This is a genomic window from Cupriavidus numazuensis (assembly GCF_905397435.1).
GTDB lineage: Bacteria > Pseudomonadota > Gammaproteobacteria > Burkholderiales > Burkholderiaceae > Cupriavidus > Cupriavidus numazuensis.
Map to the genome: position 1 here is coordinate 91,408 of NZ_CAJPVI010000010.1, position 16,964 is coordinate 108,371.

The following is a 16,964-nucleotide window of genomic DNA, read 5'->3' on the forward strand; positions in this document are numbered from 1 at the left end:
TTGTAGATTACGCACCACATTGCGTACATATCCATGCACCCGGAGCCGGAACACCTTCATGCGGTGCTGGCCACTTCGCCGCTTTGTCGCAGCACATCTACCAGCGCGGTGACATAGTTTCTCGCCCCCAGCACATCTCGCCGCACACACAGGCTGAGCGTCCGCCTGGCCCAGGCGTCACTGAGCGCCACGACGCGCAGGCCTTCCACATTGATCGCTGCCAACGCCGAGCGCGGAACGATCGCTACCCCAACTCCCGACCGCACCATGGACGTCACCGCGGCGAATCCGGCCACCTGGATCCGCACGTCGACGCGTCTGCCCTGCTCGCTTGCCTTGGCTAGCAGGAAGGAGTGAATGGCGGAGCCGTTCTGCTGGCTGACGAAGGGAAAGGACAGGCAGTCCAGGAACGCGACGGGCTCGGTTTTTGTCCACGGCTGCGTTTCCGCCAGGAGCAGGACGATTTCGTCTTCGTGGTACGGGAAGTAAACCAGGTCCGGGTGCGGCTCGTCCTTGGTCAGGATTCCGATATCCGCGCGTCCTTCCACGACGGCGACCAGCACGTCGCGGCTGAGGTGTTCTTCCAGCGTGATTCTTGCCTTCGGATGCGACTGCAGGAAGCCCTGCAGGTCGCCGGGCAGGAACGATGCAATGGCGCTGCTGTTGGCATAGAGGACCAACTGCGCATGCACGTCTTCCGAGAACGGGGTCAGGCTTGCCTGCATCTGCTCGATCTCCGACAGGCAGCGCCGGCAATGGTCCACCATGATCTGCCCCGCCCGGGTCAGCGACACGCCGCGCGCCTCGCGCCGGAACAGGCGCGTTCCTACGATCTCCTCCAGGTGCTTGATGCGCAGGCTCGCGGTCGATGGTGCGAGGAAGCAGGCAGAGCCGCCTTTCGACATGTTTCCCGCGTCGGCCACGGCAACGAGAAGCCTCAGATCCATGATGCTGCAATGCATCAGCTTTTGCATTTCTCAAACCCTGGTGTTGGAACAACTCGTTTGTCAGAACCCCGTGATAACGCCAAAGTTCGCTCAGGCGCCATTCTGCTGGAGCCTTTGCAAAACACAAATACGGGAAGACAAGTATGAAGAAAGCCACCGAAGACCCTTCATCGCGAATCGCCACCCTCGCCAGCGCAATCGACGCGCTTCTGGCCTCCGAGGCGTGCTTTGATCCTCGCGTTATCCAGCGCATGATTCGCGACGCGTTCCCGTCGGGCAACTGGCTGCCGGAGGCCATGTGCAAGTCCAACGAACAGGGCTATGTGCGCCATGTCCTGCACAGCGACGCGGCAGACCGGTACACCATCGCGGCGCTGGTCTGGAGGCAGGGACAACACAGTCCGGTCCACGCGCATCACACGTGGTGCGCGCTCTCCGTCGTCGAAGGGGAATTGCTGGAGGAGTACTTCGACTACGACGCGCAAGGCGCGGCAGCAGTGCCTGCCGGCAGTGCTTGCCGGAAGGTCGGCGAGGGAAGCTCCGGCACGGCTGGCCTGCATCTGATCCATCGCGTCGGAAACAGCCAGGCCCGCACCGCCATCTCCGTGCACATCTATGGCGTCGCCACGTCGCAGATGTCCTACGGGATCAACCACGTGTTGCCGGTTGCCGAAGCGGCAATCGCGTAAGGGAGACACGCAATGAAACCGATGGACCATTGGCGTCGCCTTGAGGCGACCTTGCGTGGCGAGTCTAGTGACTGCGTGCCGGTTGCGCTCTGGCGCCATTTTCCCGTGGACGATATGGACGCCGGCAAGCTCACAGCCCTGACGCTGGCGTGGCAACGTAAATGGCAGTTCGACCTGCTCAAGTTCATGCCGCCCGGCACGTATGGCGTGGAAGACTGGGGCGCGAAGACTGCCTATGCCGGCGCAGCAAACGGCGCACGCGTCGTGACCGATCCCGTGGTCAGGCGAACCGAAGACTGGGAGAAGATCCGCTGGATCGATCCGCGATCCGGCGCTTACGGGCAACAGAACATCGCGCTCGGGCAGACGGCACGGAGCCTTGGCGGGACGGTGCCAATCCTGCAGACCGTTTTCAGCCCGCTGACCACCGCGCGCAAGCTTGCAACAGAACGCCTGTTTGCGGACATCCGGTGCCATCCGGCGGCGCTTCACGCAGCGTTGCGGATCATCACGGATGTCACCATCGACTTCTGCATCGAGGCGCTGAGCGTGGGCGCGCACGGCATCTTCTTCGCTACGCAACTGGCATCGCATCGTCTGCTGACGACGGTGGAGTACGAGCAATTCGGCAAGCAGTACGACCTGGAAATCCTTGATGCCATTCGTGGACGTTGCCGCGTAAACATGCTGCACGCCCATGGCGACGACATCATGTTCGACCTGCTGTCGGACTACCCCGTCGAGTTGTTCAACTGGCACGACCGGCTCACCGATCCTGACCTGAGCCGCGCGCGGCGGCATTTTCCCGGTGTGCTTGTCGGCGGGCTGAATGAACACCATACGCTGCTGCATGGGGGACGAGATGCGATCGCCGATGAAGTGCAGGATGCCGTGGTTCAGACGGATGGACGGAAACTCATCATCGGACCCGGCTGCGTGCTGCCGGTGGAGACGTCCGATGCCTCCATTCAGGCAGTACTCGACGCTGCGCGGAATATGGAAGCGCAAGCGGCTTAAGCAGTCGATGCATTGACGCCTGTATCGCCAGGCGATTTCACGGAGAAGAATATGCTGAAGCACATCTTCAGGATCGGTGCTGTTGCGGCCTTGCTCCCCGCCAGCCAGGTCAGCGCTGCCGACACATGGCCAGAGCCATCCAAACCCATCATGTTGATCGTTCCCGCGCCCGGTGGAAGCGGGACCGGCGACACGATTGCGCGCGTGCTGGCTCAGCGCCTCAAGAAAGAATTGGGTACGGCGGTGATCGTGGACAACCGCGGCGGGGCCAACGGCAATATCGGCGCCGGTGCGGCGGCGTCCTCAGCCCCGAACGGATACACGTTCCTGCTCTCGTGGGCCGGCACGCTCGCAGTCAATCCCAGCCTGTACCGGAATCTTCCATTCCATCCGCAAACGAGCTTCGAGCCTGTGGCCTTGATTGCGGACGTACCGAATATTCTGGTGGTGAACAGCACGCTGCCCGTGAAGTCGCTGCAGGACTTCATTGCCTATGCCAGGTCACACAAGGGGGAGCTGAACTACGGCAGTTCCGGCAACGGCAGTTCCATGCATCTTGCCGGCGAGCTGTTCGATCGCGAGACCGGGGCGGAGATGACGCACGTTCCCTACAGTGCGCCGGGTACGGCGACCACGAACCTGCTGGCCAATGATATCCAGGCCATGTTTCAGCTGGTCCCTGGCATCGTCGGCCAGGTGAAGTCGAACAAGGTCAGGGCACTGGCGATCATGTCCACCAAGCGATCGCCAGCGCTGCCCGAGGTACCGACCACGACTGAGCTGGGCTTTCCCTCGTTGCAGTCGTCCACCTGGTTCGCGGTCCTGGCGCCGAAAGGAACGCCGAACGACATCGTGCGCAGGATGAATGTCGCGATCAACAACGTCGTGGCGGATCCGGACACCGTGAAGATCTTCACGGAGATGGGCGCCAGCCCGCTCGGAGGGTCTCCGGAGCGGGTGGCGTCCGTACTGTCTGCGGATCTGCTGAAGTGGCGTGCGGTGGTGAAGCGCGGCAATATCCAGATGCAATGATCCGGCCGTCGCGTCGCCACATGGGCGTACTCAGTCTTCCTTCGGCAGGAACTGGTCGCCTTCCGTCAGCGGCGCGAACCGGTACGTCGCAGGCGTGCGGCTCAGCTTCACTGGGGCGCCCAGCCCCTTGTAGCCCCCTTCCATCTCGACGACCATCTCACGGTGCACGGTGTGCGGATGCTGCAGGGCATCCGGCACCGACAGCACCGGTGCACACGGCACGCCGGCCGCGACCAGCGTATCGGCCAGCACCTTGCCGTCCATCTCCCGCATCCGCGCTTCCAGCTCGGCCTTCAGCGCCACGCGATTGACCGACCGACCGCCTGCGGTGGCATAGCGCTCGTCATCCGCCAACGCCGGAACCTGCAGGTACTCGCACAAGATCCGGAACTGCCGGTCATTGCCAACGGCAAGGAAGATCGGATCTGTCCCAGTGGCAACCGTGTCATACGGATAGATATTCGGATGCGCATTGCCCGTCCGCACCGGCGTCTTGCCGCTCATGAACCAGTTCGCCGCATGCGGATGCAGCAGCGACAGACCGGAGTCATAGAGCGCCGCTTCGACGAACTGGCCGCAGCCGCTGCGCTCGCGTTCCTGCAGCGCCAGCAGCACGCCGAGCGCGGCGTTCATGCCCGTCACCATATCGACGACGGGCAAGCCGACACGCAATGCATCGCCATCGGCCTCGCCGTTGATGCTCATGAGGCCAGCCATCGCCTGCACGGCGGCGTCATAGCCGGGCAGCCCGCCGAGCGGGCCATCCGCGCCGAAGCCGGAAACCCGGCAGTGAATCAGGCGCGGGAAGCGAGCCGACAGCGTGTCAAAGCCAAGCCCCCACTTCTCCATGGTGCCGGTCTTGAAGTTCTCGACCAGCACATCAGCGTCTTCGAGCAGCGCGAGCAGCACGCTGCGGTCCGATTCGGTCGTGAGGTCCAGCTTCATCACCCGCTTGTTGCGGTTCAGCCCGAAGTAGTACGACGCGACGCCGTCCTTGAACGGAGGGCCCCACGTGCGGGTGTCGTCGCCCTGCGGCGGCTCGATCTTCAGTACGTCGGCGCCGTGGTCGCCCAGGATCTGCCCGCAGTACGGGCCGCCCAGGATGCGCGACAGGTCGACCACGCGGATGCCGGCCAGCGCGCCCGTCTTGGATTGCGTCATGACATCGCTCCTTGTCAGTCTCAGTCGAGTTGTGCGCCAGACTTCTGCACGACTGTACGCCACTTGGTCACTTCGGACTTCACGAAGCCGCCGAGCTGTTCGGGCGTGGTGGACGGGGCGAACTCAAGACCCTGGGCCAGCAGCGTCTTGCGGACCTCTGGCTTTTGCAGCGCTTCGGCGAAGGCATGGTTGAGCTTGGCGATGACCGGTGCAGGCGTGCCGGCCGGAGCGACCACGCCGAAGAACACCGACACGTCGAAGCCGTTCACGCCCTGCTCTGCCACCGTCGGCACATCGGGCAGCGCCTGCGAGCGCGCCTTGGTGGTCACGCCCAGCGCGCGCACCTTGCCACTCTTGATGAACGGCATCGCGGTCAGCACGTCGGTGAAGGTCATGCTGACCTGCCCGCCGAGCAGGTCATTGAGCGCCGGGCCGGTGCCCTTGTACGGCACGTGCTGGAAGTCGGTGCCGGCCAGGTTGTTGAACAGCACGCCAGCCAGGTGCGAAGACGCGCCATTGCCCGACGATGCGTAGCTCAGCTTGCCGGGATGGGCCTTGCCGTAGGCGATCAACTCGCTGACGTTCTTGGCGGGGATGCTGGGGTTCACCACCAGCACATTGGGAAGCTGGCCGATCTGGATCACCGGCGCGAAGCTCTTGACCGGGTCGTAGTTGATCTTGCGGTACAGGCTCACGTTGATCGCGAGCGGCGCCGAGGTGCCGAACATCAGCGTGTAGCCATCCGGCTCGGCGCGGGCCACCGCTTCGGCGCCGATATTGCCGCCGGCACCGGCGCGGTTCTCGACGATCACGGGCTGGCCGAGGCTGGTCTTGAGCGCGGCGGCAAGCGTGCGAGCCATGGCATCGGTCGGACCGCCCGGCGGGTAGGTCACGACCATCATGATCGGCTTGGACGGATAGTCCTTCTGCGCGAAGGCGGGGGTGGCGCTCACGCAGAGCGAGCAGGCGGCGATGGCCGCGACGCGGTGCCAGAGTTTCATGGCTTGTCTCCTGATGTAGGACGTCTCCCGCTCGTGGCGGGATGAGGGTACGGGGGCTGATGAGCGGAAGGTTTTCTCCCTCTCCCCTCAGCGGGAGAGGGTCGGGGAGAGGGGTGGCCTGGCAAGGCACCACGTATCTGCGGGCGCCTGCCCTCTCCCCCGGCCCCTCTCCCGCAAGCGGGAGAGGGGAGCAAAACGGTCGTTGATTTCAGGGCTTCAGAATTACGGCGTCAGAACACGTTGACTTGATCGACCGCACCGGCTGCGCGCACGGTACCGTCGGCAGGCGGGGCCACGGTTTCGGCGAGCCATTCCGGCTCGGCCTGGCCGGACAGCGGGTCTTGCGGCAACACGCGGTGGCGCAGCACGAGTTGGGCGAGCCGCATGCGGCGGACCGAGCCGATGCGCCCGGCTTCCCAGGCCATCGCCACGGCGGTGGTGACGTTGTACAGGCCGGAGGCAGCCTGGCGGGCCAGCAGGTCGCCTTCGGCACCGGCTTCGGCCGCGCTGGCGGCGAAGGCCGCAGCGCGTTCGATGGCGGATTCGAAGGTGGCGCGGGCGGTCGGATGCAGCGGCGTATCAGCCAGCAGGCCGGCCAGGTGCGCACGCAGCGCGGGCAGCGAGCCTTCGCGGCGGATCGCACGCAGCACGTCGAGCGCGACGATATTGCTGGTGCCTTCCCAGATCGAGCCGAGGTGGGCGTCGCGCACGAGACGCGGGTCGCTCCATTCCTCGATGTAGCCGCAGCCGCCGCGGATTTCCATGGCATCGCCGGTGACCTTGCGCGCGTCACGGCACGCGCGGAACTTGATCAGCGGCGTGAGGATGCGCATCAGCGGATAGGCGCCGTCCTCGCCGGCGTCGGCGCGGCGCAGCGCTTCGGCAGTCTGGAACACCATGGTGCGCGCCTGCTCGGTCGGCAGCGTCAGCTTCAGCAGCTGGCGGCGCATCAGCGGCATGTCTTCGAGGCGCTTGCCGAAGGCCTTGCGCTCGTGGGCGATGAACAGGCCCTCGGTCAGCGCGCGACGCATCAGGCCGGCGGCGCGCACGCCGTTGGACAGGCGCGAGTTGTTGATCATGTCGGCCATCTGCACGAAGCCGCGGCCGAGTTCGCCGACCAGGTACGCGCTGGCGCCTTCCAGGCGGATTTCACCGCTGGCCATCGAGCGCGTGCCGAGCTTGTCCTTGAGGCGGATGATGCGGTACTGGTTGGCGCTGCCGTCGGACAGCGTGCGCGGCAGCAGGAACAGCGACACGCCCTTGTGGCCGGGCACGGCGTTGCCGGCTTCGTCTTCCACACGCGCCAGCACCATCGCCAGCGCGGCGTCGGGGTTCGAGCAGAACCACTTGTCGCCGCTGAGGCGCCAGCCGCCTTCGGCCTGCGGATCGCGCATGGCGCGCGTGGCCGTGGCAGCCACGTCGGAGCCAGCGCCCTGCTCGGTCATGAACATCGCGCCCTGGTACAGGTCTTCGAATACCTGCGTGGTCAGGTTCGGCAGAAACTTCTCGACTAGTGCCGGATCGCCGAACTTACGCAGCGTGCGCGACAGCGAATCGGTCATCGACAGCGGGCAGCACAGGCCGAACTCGGCCTGCACCAGCATATACGTGAGTGCGTACTTGGCTGCGGGCGGCATCGGCTTGTCCCAGCCGAACACGCCGCCGCGGTGCGAGACCGCAGCCAGCCCGAACTCGGAGAACGCCACGCGCTCCAGCTCGACGTAGGCGGGATGCTTGTGGACGAGTTGCTGGTCGATGCCGCTGCGGGTGCGGTGGGTCAGCGTCGGCGGGTTCTGGTCGGCGGTCAGGGCCAGCTCGTCGAGCACTCCGCCCGCCAGTTCGCCCATGCGCTCCAGCTGCGGTTGCAGCAGGTTCAGCAGGTCTGCCGGCAGGTACAGCGGCAGGAGCGCGCGCAGATCCGGATCGGCGGTGTACAGGCTGCCGCCCTTGCGGTCGGGCACCGGGTGCTCGGCCGGCGATACAACGGGGGCTTGAGGGGCAGCATGGCGCACAGCACTGGTCATCTAGGTCTCCTGGATTGGCCTGGCCCGCCATCCGCCCGGCTGGGTTGCCGGCGCGCGGACCTGTTTGAACCATTATTGGATCCCCATGGATTCGCGTCTAATTCTAAAATTGGCTTGATCCATATAATTTTTGTATCGCCATGGAATTCCGACACCTGCGCTATTTCCTGGTCCTTGCCGAGGAACTGCACTTCGGCCGTGCAGCGAAGCGGCTGTCGATTTCCCAGCCGCCGCTGTCGCTCAATATCCAGCAACTGGAGGCTTCGGTCGGGGCAAAGCTGTTCGAGCGTGACAGCCGGGGGGTACGGCTGACGGCAGCCGGCCGGGCATTCCGCGAATCGGCCAACGCGTTGCTGGCGCAGGCCGAAGCGGCGCGCGTGCTGGCGCGCGAGATCGAAGCCGGGGCGGTCGGGCGGCTACGCGTGGGCTTTGTCGGGTCGATGCTGTACCGGGGGCTGCCGCAGCACTTACGCGACTTCCAGGCGAGCTATCCGGGCATCCAGGTGGCGCTGACCGAACTCAACTCGCAGGAGCAGATCGACGCGCTGCTGCACAACGAGCTGGATGCCGGGTTCGTCCATACGGGCCGACTGCCGGATGAACTGAGCGCCGTACTCATCCACAGCGAGCCCTTCGTCTGCTGCGTGCCGCAGGACCATGCGCTGGCAGCACAGGCCGAGGTCGCGCTGGTGGACCTGCGCGCCGAGCCGTTCGTGCTGTTCTCGCGCAAGGCGTCGCCCGATTACTACAGCCGGATCTTCGATATGTGCGCGGCGCAGGGCTTCTATCCCCAGATCCGGCACGAGGTGCGGCACTGGCTGTCGGTGGTATCGCTGGTGTCGCAGGGGATGGGGGTAGCGGTGGTGCCGGCGGCCCTTGCGCGCTCGGGCATGGCGGGGGCGGCGTTCCGGCCGCTGGCCGATGCGACGGTGCCGTCCGAAGTCTACTGCGCGTGGAAAGCCGCGCCCGACCATCCGGCACGCGATCATTTCGTGGCGATGGTCAGGGCAGCCACGGCGGCACAGCCGGCCGACGCCTGAACGGATTCCGGAACCCCAAAGAAAAGGTTCTTCGACGAATTGTGGGGTTGTCGTTCTTGGCGGGCGCTGCTGTTTCGCTGGCGTAGCCGGCGGGTTTTGGTTGAGACGGGGTTATCGTTCTTGGCGGGCGCCGCTGTTTCGCCGGCGTAGCCGGCGACCTACTCTTTTGTCCGAGCGACAAAAGAGTAGGCAGAAAAGCGCGTCGTTGCCGCTGGCCATCAATTCCACGGTGGCAGTGGTTCAAACGGCTTTGGACGCCTGCGATGGTGGTCGGCCGTTCCAACCTGCTACGCCATGTGAGTCAGAACCTGTGCCTGGCGCGGCACGGCTTTTGGACGATCCCCAAGACGGACTCGGGTACAGCGTTCCAATACCGCCAGTGGTGGGACGCCTTCGGCTGCGCTGCGCGCACGTCGTCGTCTGGGGGCAAGCTTATCAGCGTCGCTGGCGCCCAAGTCCCTCCCTCCAGATCCCGATCTCCTGTCTCTACGCGCATGCAATGCGCCCAAGGCATCGCCACCGAGGCGAGGTTCGGGTCAGACCTTCGCAGTCTTACTCTAAGCCGCGCGTAGCGCAGCCGTAGGCGTCCCCGCGATGTCCTGATTAGAAGGGACCACTCCGTAATCCGGGTTCGCTCGTACGCGCTGTCCCACCCTAATCATCTACGCGGCAGGCAGTCCAGCGGTCCTCTGATGCAACAATCGCATTGAGCTTTTGGTTGACCACGTAAACGCGCTTTTGCCTCCTTTTGTCGCTCGGACAAAAGGAGGTCGCCGGCTACGCCGGCGAAACAGCAGCGCCTGCCAAGAGCGATACCCCCGCATTTCGGCGATTGACCCAAAGAAAAAGCCACCTGCCCAAAGGCTGGTGGCTTATGAAGTACGCGTGGAACGGGGTGTTCAGCGTGAGTGCAGCTTAACTCCGCAGCCCATGTCTCACCAATAACACAAATGTAGTAATCAGCGCCCGGCCCTTCCATGGGGGTAATGACTCTACGGGAAGACAGGTAAGGCGCACTTCACAGAGGCAAGGGCGGGCGTCCACTCAGAACTTGTGCCGCAGCCCCAAACCGAAGGTGTTGCCCGGATTCAGCATGGTCACCTTGTCATAGCGCCACGCGGCGTACATGTCGGTGCGCTTGGAGAACGGATAGTCGTACGCCAGCGTCGTAGTGTCACGGCGGGCCGAGCCGATGGTCTCGTTGCCGCCCTGCCACGTGCGGACCCACGTAGCCATCAACGAACCCGGACCCAGCGGAGCGCTGGCGCCGACCTGCACGGTCTTGTCGCGCTGGCGGCTCTGGGCGTTGAAGTTGTTGTCCGACTGCGCATACTGGCCGAACAGCTTCACCACCTTGAAGTCGTACGAGGCGCCGGCCAGGTAGGCCATCTGGTAGGCGGCGCCGGACGCGGCAAACTCGGGCGCGTTCACGGCCACCCGCTGCACGGCCAGCGTGGCGCCGAAGTTGCCGTTGAAGTAGGTGGCATTGCCACCGTAGTTCTGCTTGCCCTGGTGGCCCGTGGTCTCGCCAGTCGAGTAGATCGCGTTGAAGCGCAGACCGCCGAAGCCGGGGCTCTGGTACAGCACCGAGTTGTCCCAGGCGGTGTCGCCGGCCACCGAGTTGGCGACGGGCGAGCCCGGCGGCGTGGTGTAGGTGTGCAGGAACATCGGCGAGAACGTGGCCGAGTCCGCGAGCGGGTTGAATAGCAGCATCGACACGAACCACGGCGTGGTGTTGCGGCCGAGCTTGACCGCGCCGAAGCTGCCGTTCAGGCCGACATAAGCGTTGCGGCCGAACATGACGTCGCCGTCGAAGCGGCCGACCTTGCCGTTGTCGGTGCGAAAGAAGCTTTCCAGCGCGAACTCGGCATTCAGGCCGTTGCCGAGCGCTTCCTGGCCGCCAATGCCCCAGTAGGACGTGGTCAGGCCGGAGCTTTCCACGGCGGCGGTGCTGTGGGCGTCGCCACTCGCGCGTACGGAGCCGACGAAGGCGTCGACGGTGCCATACAGCTGCACATTGCTCTGGGCGCTTGCGGCGCCCGCGGCAAGGCTGCCGGCGGCCGCCATCACGGCCAGCATCTTGCGTTGAGACTTCATTGTTTCCTCTTTCTCTCTTTTGGTGGATGGGGGTCGGACGCTCTGACGATCAGCCGCCGATCAGCGCGAGCACGCGCAACGGGCTGCCGGAGCCGTTCTGGATCTTCAGCGGCGCAGCGACGATGACCGCGCCGGTCGGCGGCAGCTGGTCCAGGTTCGTCAGGCACTGCAGGCCGTACTTGTTGGCGCCGTGCATCAGCGTGTGGCACGGGTACGGCACCGGCCATGCGTACGACTGGCCTGCATCGGTGTTGATCGTCTCGACGCCGAAGCCGTGGACGTTGCGTTCGTGGATCAGCCACTCGACCGCTTCCTGCGTCGGGCCCGGCGTGTGGGCGCCGTCTTCGCGCAGGCCGAGGAATTCCTGCGGATCGGTCTTCTTGCTCCAGTCGGTGCGCAGCAGGACCCAGGCGCTGGCGGGGATTGGGCCGTGCTTCGCTTCCCAGGCTTGCAGGTAAGGCACGGTCAGGGTCCAGTCGGGGTCTTCGGCTACCGGGCCGCTGGCGTCGATCACGACCGCCGGGGCGATGAAGTTCTTCGCGTCGATCGTGTCGACCGAGTTCTGCGCGTGGTCCTTGCCGCTGATCCAGTGCACAGGCGCGTCGAAGTGCGTGCCGGTGTGTTCGCCACAGGAGAAGTTGTTCCAGTACCAGCCGGGGCCTTTCTCGTCGTACTGGCTGATGCGTTCCATCTTGAACGCCCAGACCTGGCCGAATTCGGGTGGCAGGACCAATGCGGGGAAGTCAGGGCTCAAGGTTTGCGTCAGATCTAGGACCTTGACTTGGCCGCTGGCGAGGTCGCCAGCCAACTGCATGAGGCTTTGGCTCATGGGGATGTCTTCCTTGTCTTTTGTGGGGTACGGAGGCGGGGGCAGCGCTGGACTTCGTGGAAGCGCTGGCCCTCTCCCCCGGCCCCTCTCCCGCAAGCGGGAGAGGGGAGAAACATTGGGGACGTGGTGAGCGCGCTGCGATTAGCAGGCGCGGGTTTCGGCGAGGCGGGTGTAGCGGCCTTGCCAGTACAGCAGCGGCGCAGGCGCTTCCTGTGCTACACGGATCTCGCGGACACGGCCGATGATCAGGTAGTGGCCGTGGCGCTCCAGCAACTCGTCCACCTCGCAGTCCATCGCCACGACTGCATCGACTAGTACCGGGGCGCCGTCTGCCAGCAGTTGCGTCCACGCGTCGCTGCCGTAGCGCTCCAACCCGGCTTCGCCACCGAACCCGGTGAAGCGCTGCGCGATCGCCTGCTGCTCTTCTCGCAGCAGGTTCACGCCAAAGCGACGGGTACGCTGCAGCAGCGCCGCCGACGAACTCGTCGCCTTCATCGACGCCACCACCATCGGCGGCGTCGCCGAGAACGACGAGACCGACGTTGCGGTGAAGCCGCTGCGTTCGGACTCGTTCAGCGGATCCGCCACCGTCACCACGCTCACCGCGCCGGCGAAGCCGCGCATCGCCTGCTTGAACGATTGCTGCAGCACTTCCAGCGCCGCCGGCATCTTGTCAGTGCCCATTCTTCGAGCCACCGGGCTTGCGCAGCCCGCGTGCCTCCAGAATCGGCAGCACCGTGTCGCGGAAGTACGGGAATTCCTTCACGTAGTCCACGAACGACAGTGTCGTGCCCTTGAAGCCGGCTTCGGCCAGTGCGCAGATGCCATCGGCCACTTGTTCCGGCGTGCCCACCAGCGGGAAGCCGCCGTGGCCCGCTGCCATGCGGTCGCGGATCAGCGCCAGCAGGTCGTGCGGGAACGACTGGGCATTGGCAAACTGCAGGGCCACCAGGTTGTCGACCGCGGCCCAGTCGGCGTTGTCCTGGGCGAAGTGGCGCAGGTAGTCGCGCGCCTCTTGCTCCGTCGGGCGGCACACCACGTGCGAGAACGTCAGCACGTTCACGGGCTTGTTCGCTTCCTTCGCCTTGGCCTTCAGTTCGGCGACTTCCACCTTCGAGCGCTCGAGGTCGATTGCCGGCGTGAACAGGAAGTTCGCGTTGTTGATCGCGAACTCGCGGCCTTCGCCCGAACCCGCTGCATTGAGGATTGGTGGGCGCTCCCCGTTCCACGGCTTGGGCAGGCCATAGATGCCCTTCAACTTGAAGTTCGCGCCTTCGTAGTTGAAGGCACCGTCGCGCTCCCAGATCTGCTTGATCACGTCGAACCATTCGCCCGCGAACGCGTAGCGCTGGTCATGGCTCACCGCCAGGTCCTGGCCCATCGCCTCGTACTCGGGGCGGTTCCAGCCCGCCACGATGTTCAGCCCCGCGCGGCCCTGCCCGATCTGGTCCAGCGTCGCGATCTGCTTCGCGACCACCGCCGGGTGGTTGCACGCCGTGTGGATCGTCGCGAACACCGTCAGGTTCTTGGTCTGTGCCAGCAGCGCCGCTGCCCACGTGATCGTCTCGAGCACCGAGCCGTGGAAGTCCGTCTCGCCGCCATAGCCGATCCAGCGCGCGATCGGCAGCATGAAATCGATCCCCGCCTCGTCCAGCATCTGTGCCAGCTTCGCGTTGTTCTCCCACGAGTTGTCCCAGCGCTCGCCGATCTTCGTCACCGACATCCCGCCCGAGCAGTTCGTCGCAAACGTCCCCAGGACGAAGTCCTTCGTGTTCAGAATTTTCCTCATGCCGTCACCATTCAAAGAGTTGGGGTTGGGGTGCAACACGGAGGCGAGTTGCACTCCGCACGTCGTGTCTGGCGCGCGATTCGTAGCCTCGCGCCGTTCTATGATTATGATTATGTTTATATCTAAACTATTCCATAATCATGGTTTACCCCCGAGACGTTTTTAGTGCGTGATGAGGTACTTGCCAGCACCTTCACGGTGCGTTCCGGGCCGCGTTCTTCGCCGGCTTGTGCCACGCGTGCGGCGGGGTCACCCTCGGTCGTGGTATGTTCTTGCCCGTCCCGCGGCCCGCAAGGCCGCTTACCGCCTGCCAATACGCATGACAGACCCGAAAAAGCCCCAAGACGAAGCCGATTTCGTCGACGACTACACCCCCGCGTTGCTGGCCCAGGCCAGCCAGCTGATCTCGGGAGAATTCCACGTTATCGTGCAAGCCAACGGCTTCACCATCTCGGACTGGCGCGTGCTGTCCTCGCTGTCGGGCGGCAAGGCCCTCAGCATCGGCGAACTCGCGCAGATCTCCGTGACCAAGCAGCCGACCGTGACGCGCCTGCTCGACCGCATGGAAGCCCAGGGCTACGTCAAGCGCATTCCGCATGACACGGATCGCCGTATCACGCTCGTGCGCATAACGCCGCGCGGGCAGAAGCTGACCTCCAGCCTGATCGAACAGGCCCGGATGCATGAGGACGAAGTGCTGGCGCCGCTCGGCAAGAAAAAGGCCGACGAGCTGCGTGCGACGCTCAAGCTGCTGATCGACCTGCACCGCCCGGCCAACTGAGGCCGGCCGTGCTCACGTCCTTACGTGGGCCGGCGCATGTGGAACAGCGTCGAGTGGCTGACCTCGAAGTAATCGCCGAGGCCGCCACCGCGCAGGATGGGGCGTGCTGCCGCCGTGTCGTAGACGCCATCCGTCACGAACGCGCGGTCGATATGCACGCCGACCACTTCCCCCAGCACCATCCACGTATCGACCAGCTCGCCGTCTGACTTGCCGAGCTGCATCACCCGCGTCACTCGGCATTCGAACGACACCGGGCTTTCCTGCACGCGCGGCGCGGCGACAAGGCGGGATGCGACGGGCGTCAGACCTGCCAGTGCGAATTCATCCTCATTCGGCCCCACGCCGGCGCTGGTCATGTTCATGCGCTCGGCCAGCGGGCGCGTGACGAGATTCCAGACAAACTCGCCAGTCGCCTCGGCATTGCGCACCGTGTCCTTGTAGCCGACGCTGGAGAACGCGACGATCGGCGGCGTGTAGTTGAACACGTTGAAGAAGGCATAAGGCGCGAGGTTCGCAACGCCTGCCTTGTCCACGGTGGAGATCCAGCCGATAGGTCGCGGGCCCACGATGGCAGCCAGTGGATCATGCCGCAGGCCATGGCCGCGCGCGGGTTCGTAGAAATGGATATCGTCCATGCGAGTCACACACAACAACACGCCGCCCTCACGCAAGCGAGGACGGCGTCGGGTCAACAAAGGCGAACGGCCGGATCAGTACTTGCCGCTCAGCAACTCACCGCAGCCCTGAACTTCCGCGCGCAGGCCCAGCTTGCGCAGCATCTGCCATGTGGTCGCCACGGCAGCCGACACGGTCGGGATACCCGACTCTTCCTGCACCTTCTGGATCGACGGCAGCGACTGCATCTGCACGCAGGCCGACAGCACGATGGCATCGACGCCGGTCGTGTCGATGCGCTTGTAGATCTCCAGCAGATTCGCCGGATCCTGCGCCGCGACCTGCAGGTTGTCGGGAATCTCCAGCGCGCAGTAGTCCTTGACCTCGATGTCTTCGCTTTCGATGTACTCGACCACCATCTTGGTCAGCGGCTTCATGTACGGGCACACCACGGACACGCGCTTGGCGCCCATCGCCTTCAGGCCGTCGACGAGCGCGCCGGCGCTGGTGACCACCGGCGCAGGGTTGCCGTTCTCGACGGTGCGTTGCGTCAGGCGCTCTTCCGATACGCGGTGATAGCCCTTGCCCATGCTCATGATGGCGACCAGGCAGGCGTAGCCAAGCACATCGACGCGCGCGTCCGACAGCTCGATCGCGCAGCGGTCGCTGTCGCGGTCCATCGCCTCGAGTTCTTCCTTGACCACCTTCTTCATGCGCATGCGGCTCGAGTGGAAGGTGAAGCGCTCGGCGAAGTCGAGTTCGCGCGCGCGGAACATCGCGGGAATCTCGGTCTCCATCGTGGTGTTGGACGACGGCACGATCTGGCCGATACGCAGCGGCTTCTGCGGGGTGAAGATTGGGGACTGCATTACTTGGTCTCGGTCAGTTCGAATGCGTTGAGTTCGGCGCCATCGATTTCCGTGGCGTCCAGGTCGATCTGCGGCGCCAGCCCGTCGAGGAATTGCGCCGGTTGCTGCGTGCGGCGGTTCACGCGCAGGTCGAAGATGTCGAAGCGGTTGTAGTGGCCGGTGATGTCGTGCATCTGTCGCGGCTGGATACAGCGCGACAGGTCGATGTCGGCGTAGACGATGCCTTCCTCGTCGATCAGCGGCTCGCCGATCACGCGTCCGTCCGGGCCCAGGAAGCCCGAGAACGCGCTGTTGCGGCGCGACATCAGCTCGCGGGCCTTCGGGTTCAGCGGTTCCATCGCGGAGATGATCTCCTCCGACACGGTCGAGCACGACACTGCCGTGAATACCTTGCCCTCGAAGCAGTGCGCAGCGGCACGCACCTTGATCGCTTCCGCCATGTCGTAGTCGGCCGGCGCGACGGGCAGCGAGATGTAGCTGGCCACGTGCATCAGCTCGCCTTGCGACAGCAGCGAGAAGCGCGCGAGCGTGTTGGTGTTCTCGCCGCACGCGAGCGAGCCCAGCGGGCCCACGCTGGTCTGGTGCACGCGCAGCGCGGATGCATCGCCATTGGCCCACGTCAGCTTCTCGGCCCACGTCGGCACAAGCTTGCGGTGGCGGCCCAGGATGCGGCCTTCCTCGCTGATGGTCACCAGCGTGTTGTACAGCGTGCCGACGCCGGTCTTGCTGCGCTCGTTCACGCCGACCACCACGTTGATGTGGTTGGCCTGCGCGGCTTGCGCGATCTTGCGGATCTCGGGGCCGGGAATTTCGATCGAGGCCTTGACCAGCTTTTCGAACCACGGGCTTGCGTCGACCGGGTTGGTCAGCCAGCTCCAGTACGGGTAGCCGGCGACGAACACTTCTGGAAAGGCGACCAGCTTCGCGCCGTTGTCGGCGGCTTCCTTGATCAGACGGCAGACCTTGTCGACGGTGGCGTCGGCGTCCAGGAACACCGGCGCGGCCTGTACGGCAGCGGCCTTGAACTTGGGCAGGTTGAGCATGGAATTCTCCGTTACGGGAATGCGCGG

16 protein-coding genes are annotated in these 16,964 nt (G+C 64.9%); 5 read left to right on the top strand and 11 right to left on the bottom strand.

Going from position 1 to position 16,964, the window contains the following annotated elements; all coding sequences use genetic code 11:
* Window positions 1-56: 56 nt before the first annotated feature.
* Window positions 57-947: a LysR family transcriptional regulator gene (locus KHO41_RS10195; RefSeq protein WP_244873777.1), complete on the bottom strand. Its 891-nt coding sequence runs from the start codon at window positions 945-947 to the stop codon at window positions 57-59.
* 143 nt (window positions 948-1,090) lie between these two features.
* Between KHO41_RS10195 and KHO41_RS10200 the strand changes: the two genes are divergently transcribed.
* Genes KHO41_RS10200 through KHO41_RS10210 form a run of 3 tightly spaced genes read left to right on the top strand, consistent with a single transcriptional unit; the run spans window position 1,091 to window position 3,685 of the window.
* On the top strand, window positions 1,091-1,636 hold the full coding sequence (locus KHO41_RS10200; protein WP_211953165.1) for a cysteine dioxygenase family protein: 546 nt from the start codon (window positions 1,091-1,093) through the stop codon (window positions 1,634-1,636).
* 12 nt (window positions 1,637-1,648) lie between these two features.
* Window positions 1,649-2,653, top strand: a complete 1,005-nt coding sequence (locus KHO41_RS10205; RefSeq protein WP_211953166.1) for a uroporphyrinogen decarboxylase family protein — start codon at window positions 1,649-1,651, stop codon at window positions 2,651-2,653.
* A 51-nt stretch (window positions 2,654-2,704) separates the two neighbouring features.
* Window positions 2,705-3,685, top strand: coding sequence for a Bug family tripartite tricarboxylate transporter substrate binding protein (locus KHO41_RS10210; protein ID WP_211953167.1), 981 nt, complete (start codon window positions 2,705-2,707; stop codon window positions 3,683-3,685).
* Between the two features lie 30 nt (window positions 3,686-3,715).
* On the opposite strand, the gene KHO41_RS10215 is transcribed toward KHO41_RS10210, so the two are convergent.
* The 3 genes from KHO41_RS10215 to KHO41_RS10225 all read right to left on the bottom strand — a co-directional run bounded on the left by KHO41_RS10215 (window position 3,716) and on the right by KHO41_RS10225 (window position 7,871).
* Entirely contained in the window at window positions 3,716-4,846 is a 1,131-nt protein-coding gene (locus KHO41_RS10215; RefSeq protein WP_211953168.1) for a CaiB/BaiF CoA transferase family protein, read from the bottom strand.
* Window positions 4,847-4,866: 20 nt separating this feature from the next.
* Complete coding sequence (locus tag KHO41_RS10220) at window positions 4,867-5,847, bottom strand: Bug family tripartite tricarboxylate transporter substrate binding protein (RefSeq protein ID WP_211953169.1); 981 nt, start codon at window positions 5,845-5,847, stop codon at window positions 4,867-4,869.
* A gap of 230 nt (window positions 5,848-6,077) precedes the next feature.
* Window positions 6,078-7,871, bottom strand: a complete 1,794-nt coding sequence (locus KHO41_RS10225; protein WP_211953170.1) for an acyl-CoA dehydrogenase family protein — start codon at window positions 7,869-7,871, stop codon at window positions 6,078-6,080.
* Between the two features lie 140 nt (window positions 7,872-8,011).
* On the opposite strand from KHO41_RS10225, the gene KHO41_RS10230 reads away from it, so the two are divergent.
* Window positions 8,012-8,911: a LysR substrate-binding domain-containing protein gene (locus KHO41_RS10230; RefSeq protein WP_211953171.1), complete on the top strand. Its 900-nt coding sequence runs from the start codon at window positions 8,012-8,014 to the stop codon at window positions 8,909-8,911.
* 1,044 nt (window positions 8,912-9,955) lie between these two features.
* On the opposite strand, the gene KHO41_RS10235 is transcribed toward KHO41_RS10230, so the two are convergent.
* The 4 genes from KHO41_RS10235 to KHO41_RS10250 all read right to left on the bottom strand — a co-directional run bounded on the left by KHO41_RS10235 (window position 9,956) and on the right by KHO41_RS10250 (window position 13,626).
* Window positions 9,956-11,008 carry a porin gene (locus KHO41_RS10235; protein ID WP_211953172.1) on the bottom strand — a complete coding sequence of 351 codons (1,053 nt, stop codon included), beginning with the start codon at window positions 11,006-11,008 and terminating at the stop codon, window positions 9,956-9,958.
* Window positions 11,009-11,057: 49 nt separating this feature from the next.
* A complete protein-coding gene (locus tag KHO41_RS10240; RefSeq protein WP_211953173.1) occupies window positions 11,058-11,837 on the bottom strand; it encodes a cyclase family protein in 780 nt (259 codons plus the stop codon).
* Between the two features lie 141 nt (window positions 11,838-11,978).
* The gene (locus KHO41_RS10245) at window positions 11,979-12,521 is read right to left on the bottom strand and encodes a flavin reductase family protein (protein ID WP_244873778.1); all 543 of its coding nucleotides are present in this window, start codon (window positions 12,519-12,521) and stop codon (window positions 11,979-11,981) included.
* Entirely contained in the window at window positions 12,511-13,626 is a 1,116-nt protein-coding gene (locus KHO41_RS10250; protein WP_211953174.1) for an LLM class flavin-dependent oxidoreductase, read from the bottom strand. The genes KHO41_RS10245 and KHO41_RS10250 overlap by 11 nt, the downstream gene beginning before the upstream one ends.
* Window positions 13,627-13,945: 319 nt before the next feature.
* On the opposite strand from KHO41_RS10250, the gene KHO41_RS10255 reads away from it, so the two are divergent.
* Window positions 13,946-14,407, top strand: coding sequence for a MarR family winged helix-turn-helix transcriptional regulator (locus KHO41_RS10255; protein ID WP_211953175.1), 462 nt, complete (start codon window positions 13,946-13,948; stop codon window positions 14,405-14,407).
* A 20-nt stretch (window positions 14,408-14,427) separates the two neighbouring features.
* Here the strand turns inward: KHO41_RS10255 and KHO41_RS10260 are convergent, their stop codons facing one another.
* The 3 genes from KHO41_RS10260 to KHO41_RS10270 form a co-directional block, all read right to left on the bottom strand.
* Complete coding sequence (locus KHO41_RS10260; RefSeq protein WP_211953176.1) at window positions 14,428-15,045, bottom strand: flavin reductase family protein; 618 nt, start codon at window positions 15,043-15,045, stop codon at window positions 14,428-14,430.
* 75 nt (window positions 15,046-15,120) lie between these two features.
* A complete protein-coding gene (locus KHO41_RS10265) occupies window positions 15,121-15,894 on the bottom strand; it encodes a maleate cis-trans isomerase family protein (RefSeq protein ID WP_280519695.1) in 774 nt (257 codons plus the stop codon).
* On the bottom strand, window positions 15,894-16,937 hold the full coding sequence (locus KHO41_RS10270) for a carbon-nitrogen hydrolase family protein (protein WP_211953177.1): 1,044 nt from the start codon (window positions 16,935-16,937) through the stop codon (window positions 15,894-15,896). The genes KHO41_RS10265 and KHO41_RS10270 overlap by 1 nt, the downstream gene beginning before the upstream one ends.
* Window positions 16,938-16,964 lie beyond the last annotated feature (27 nt).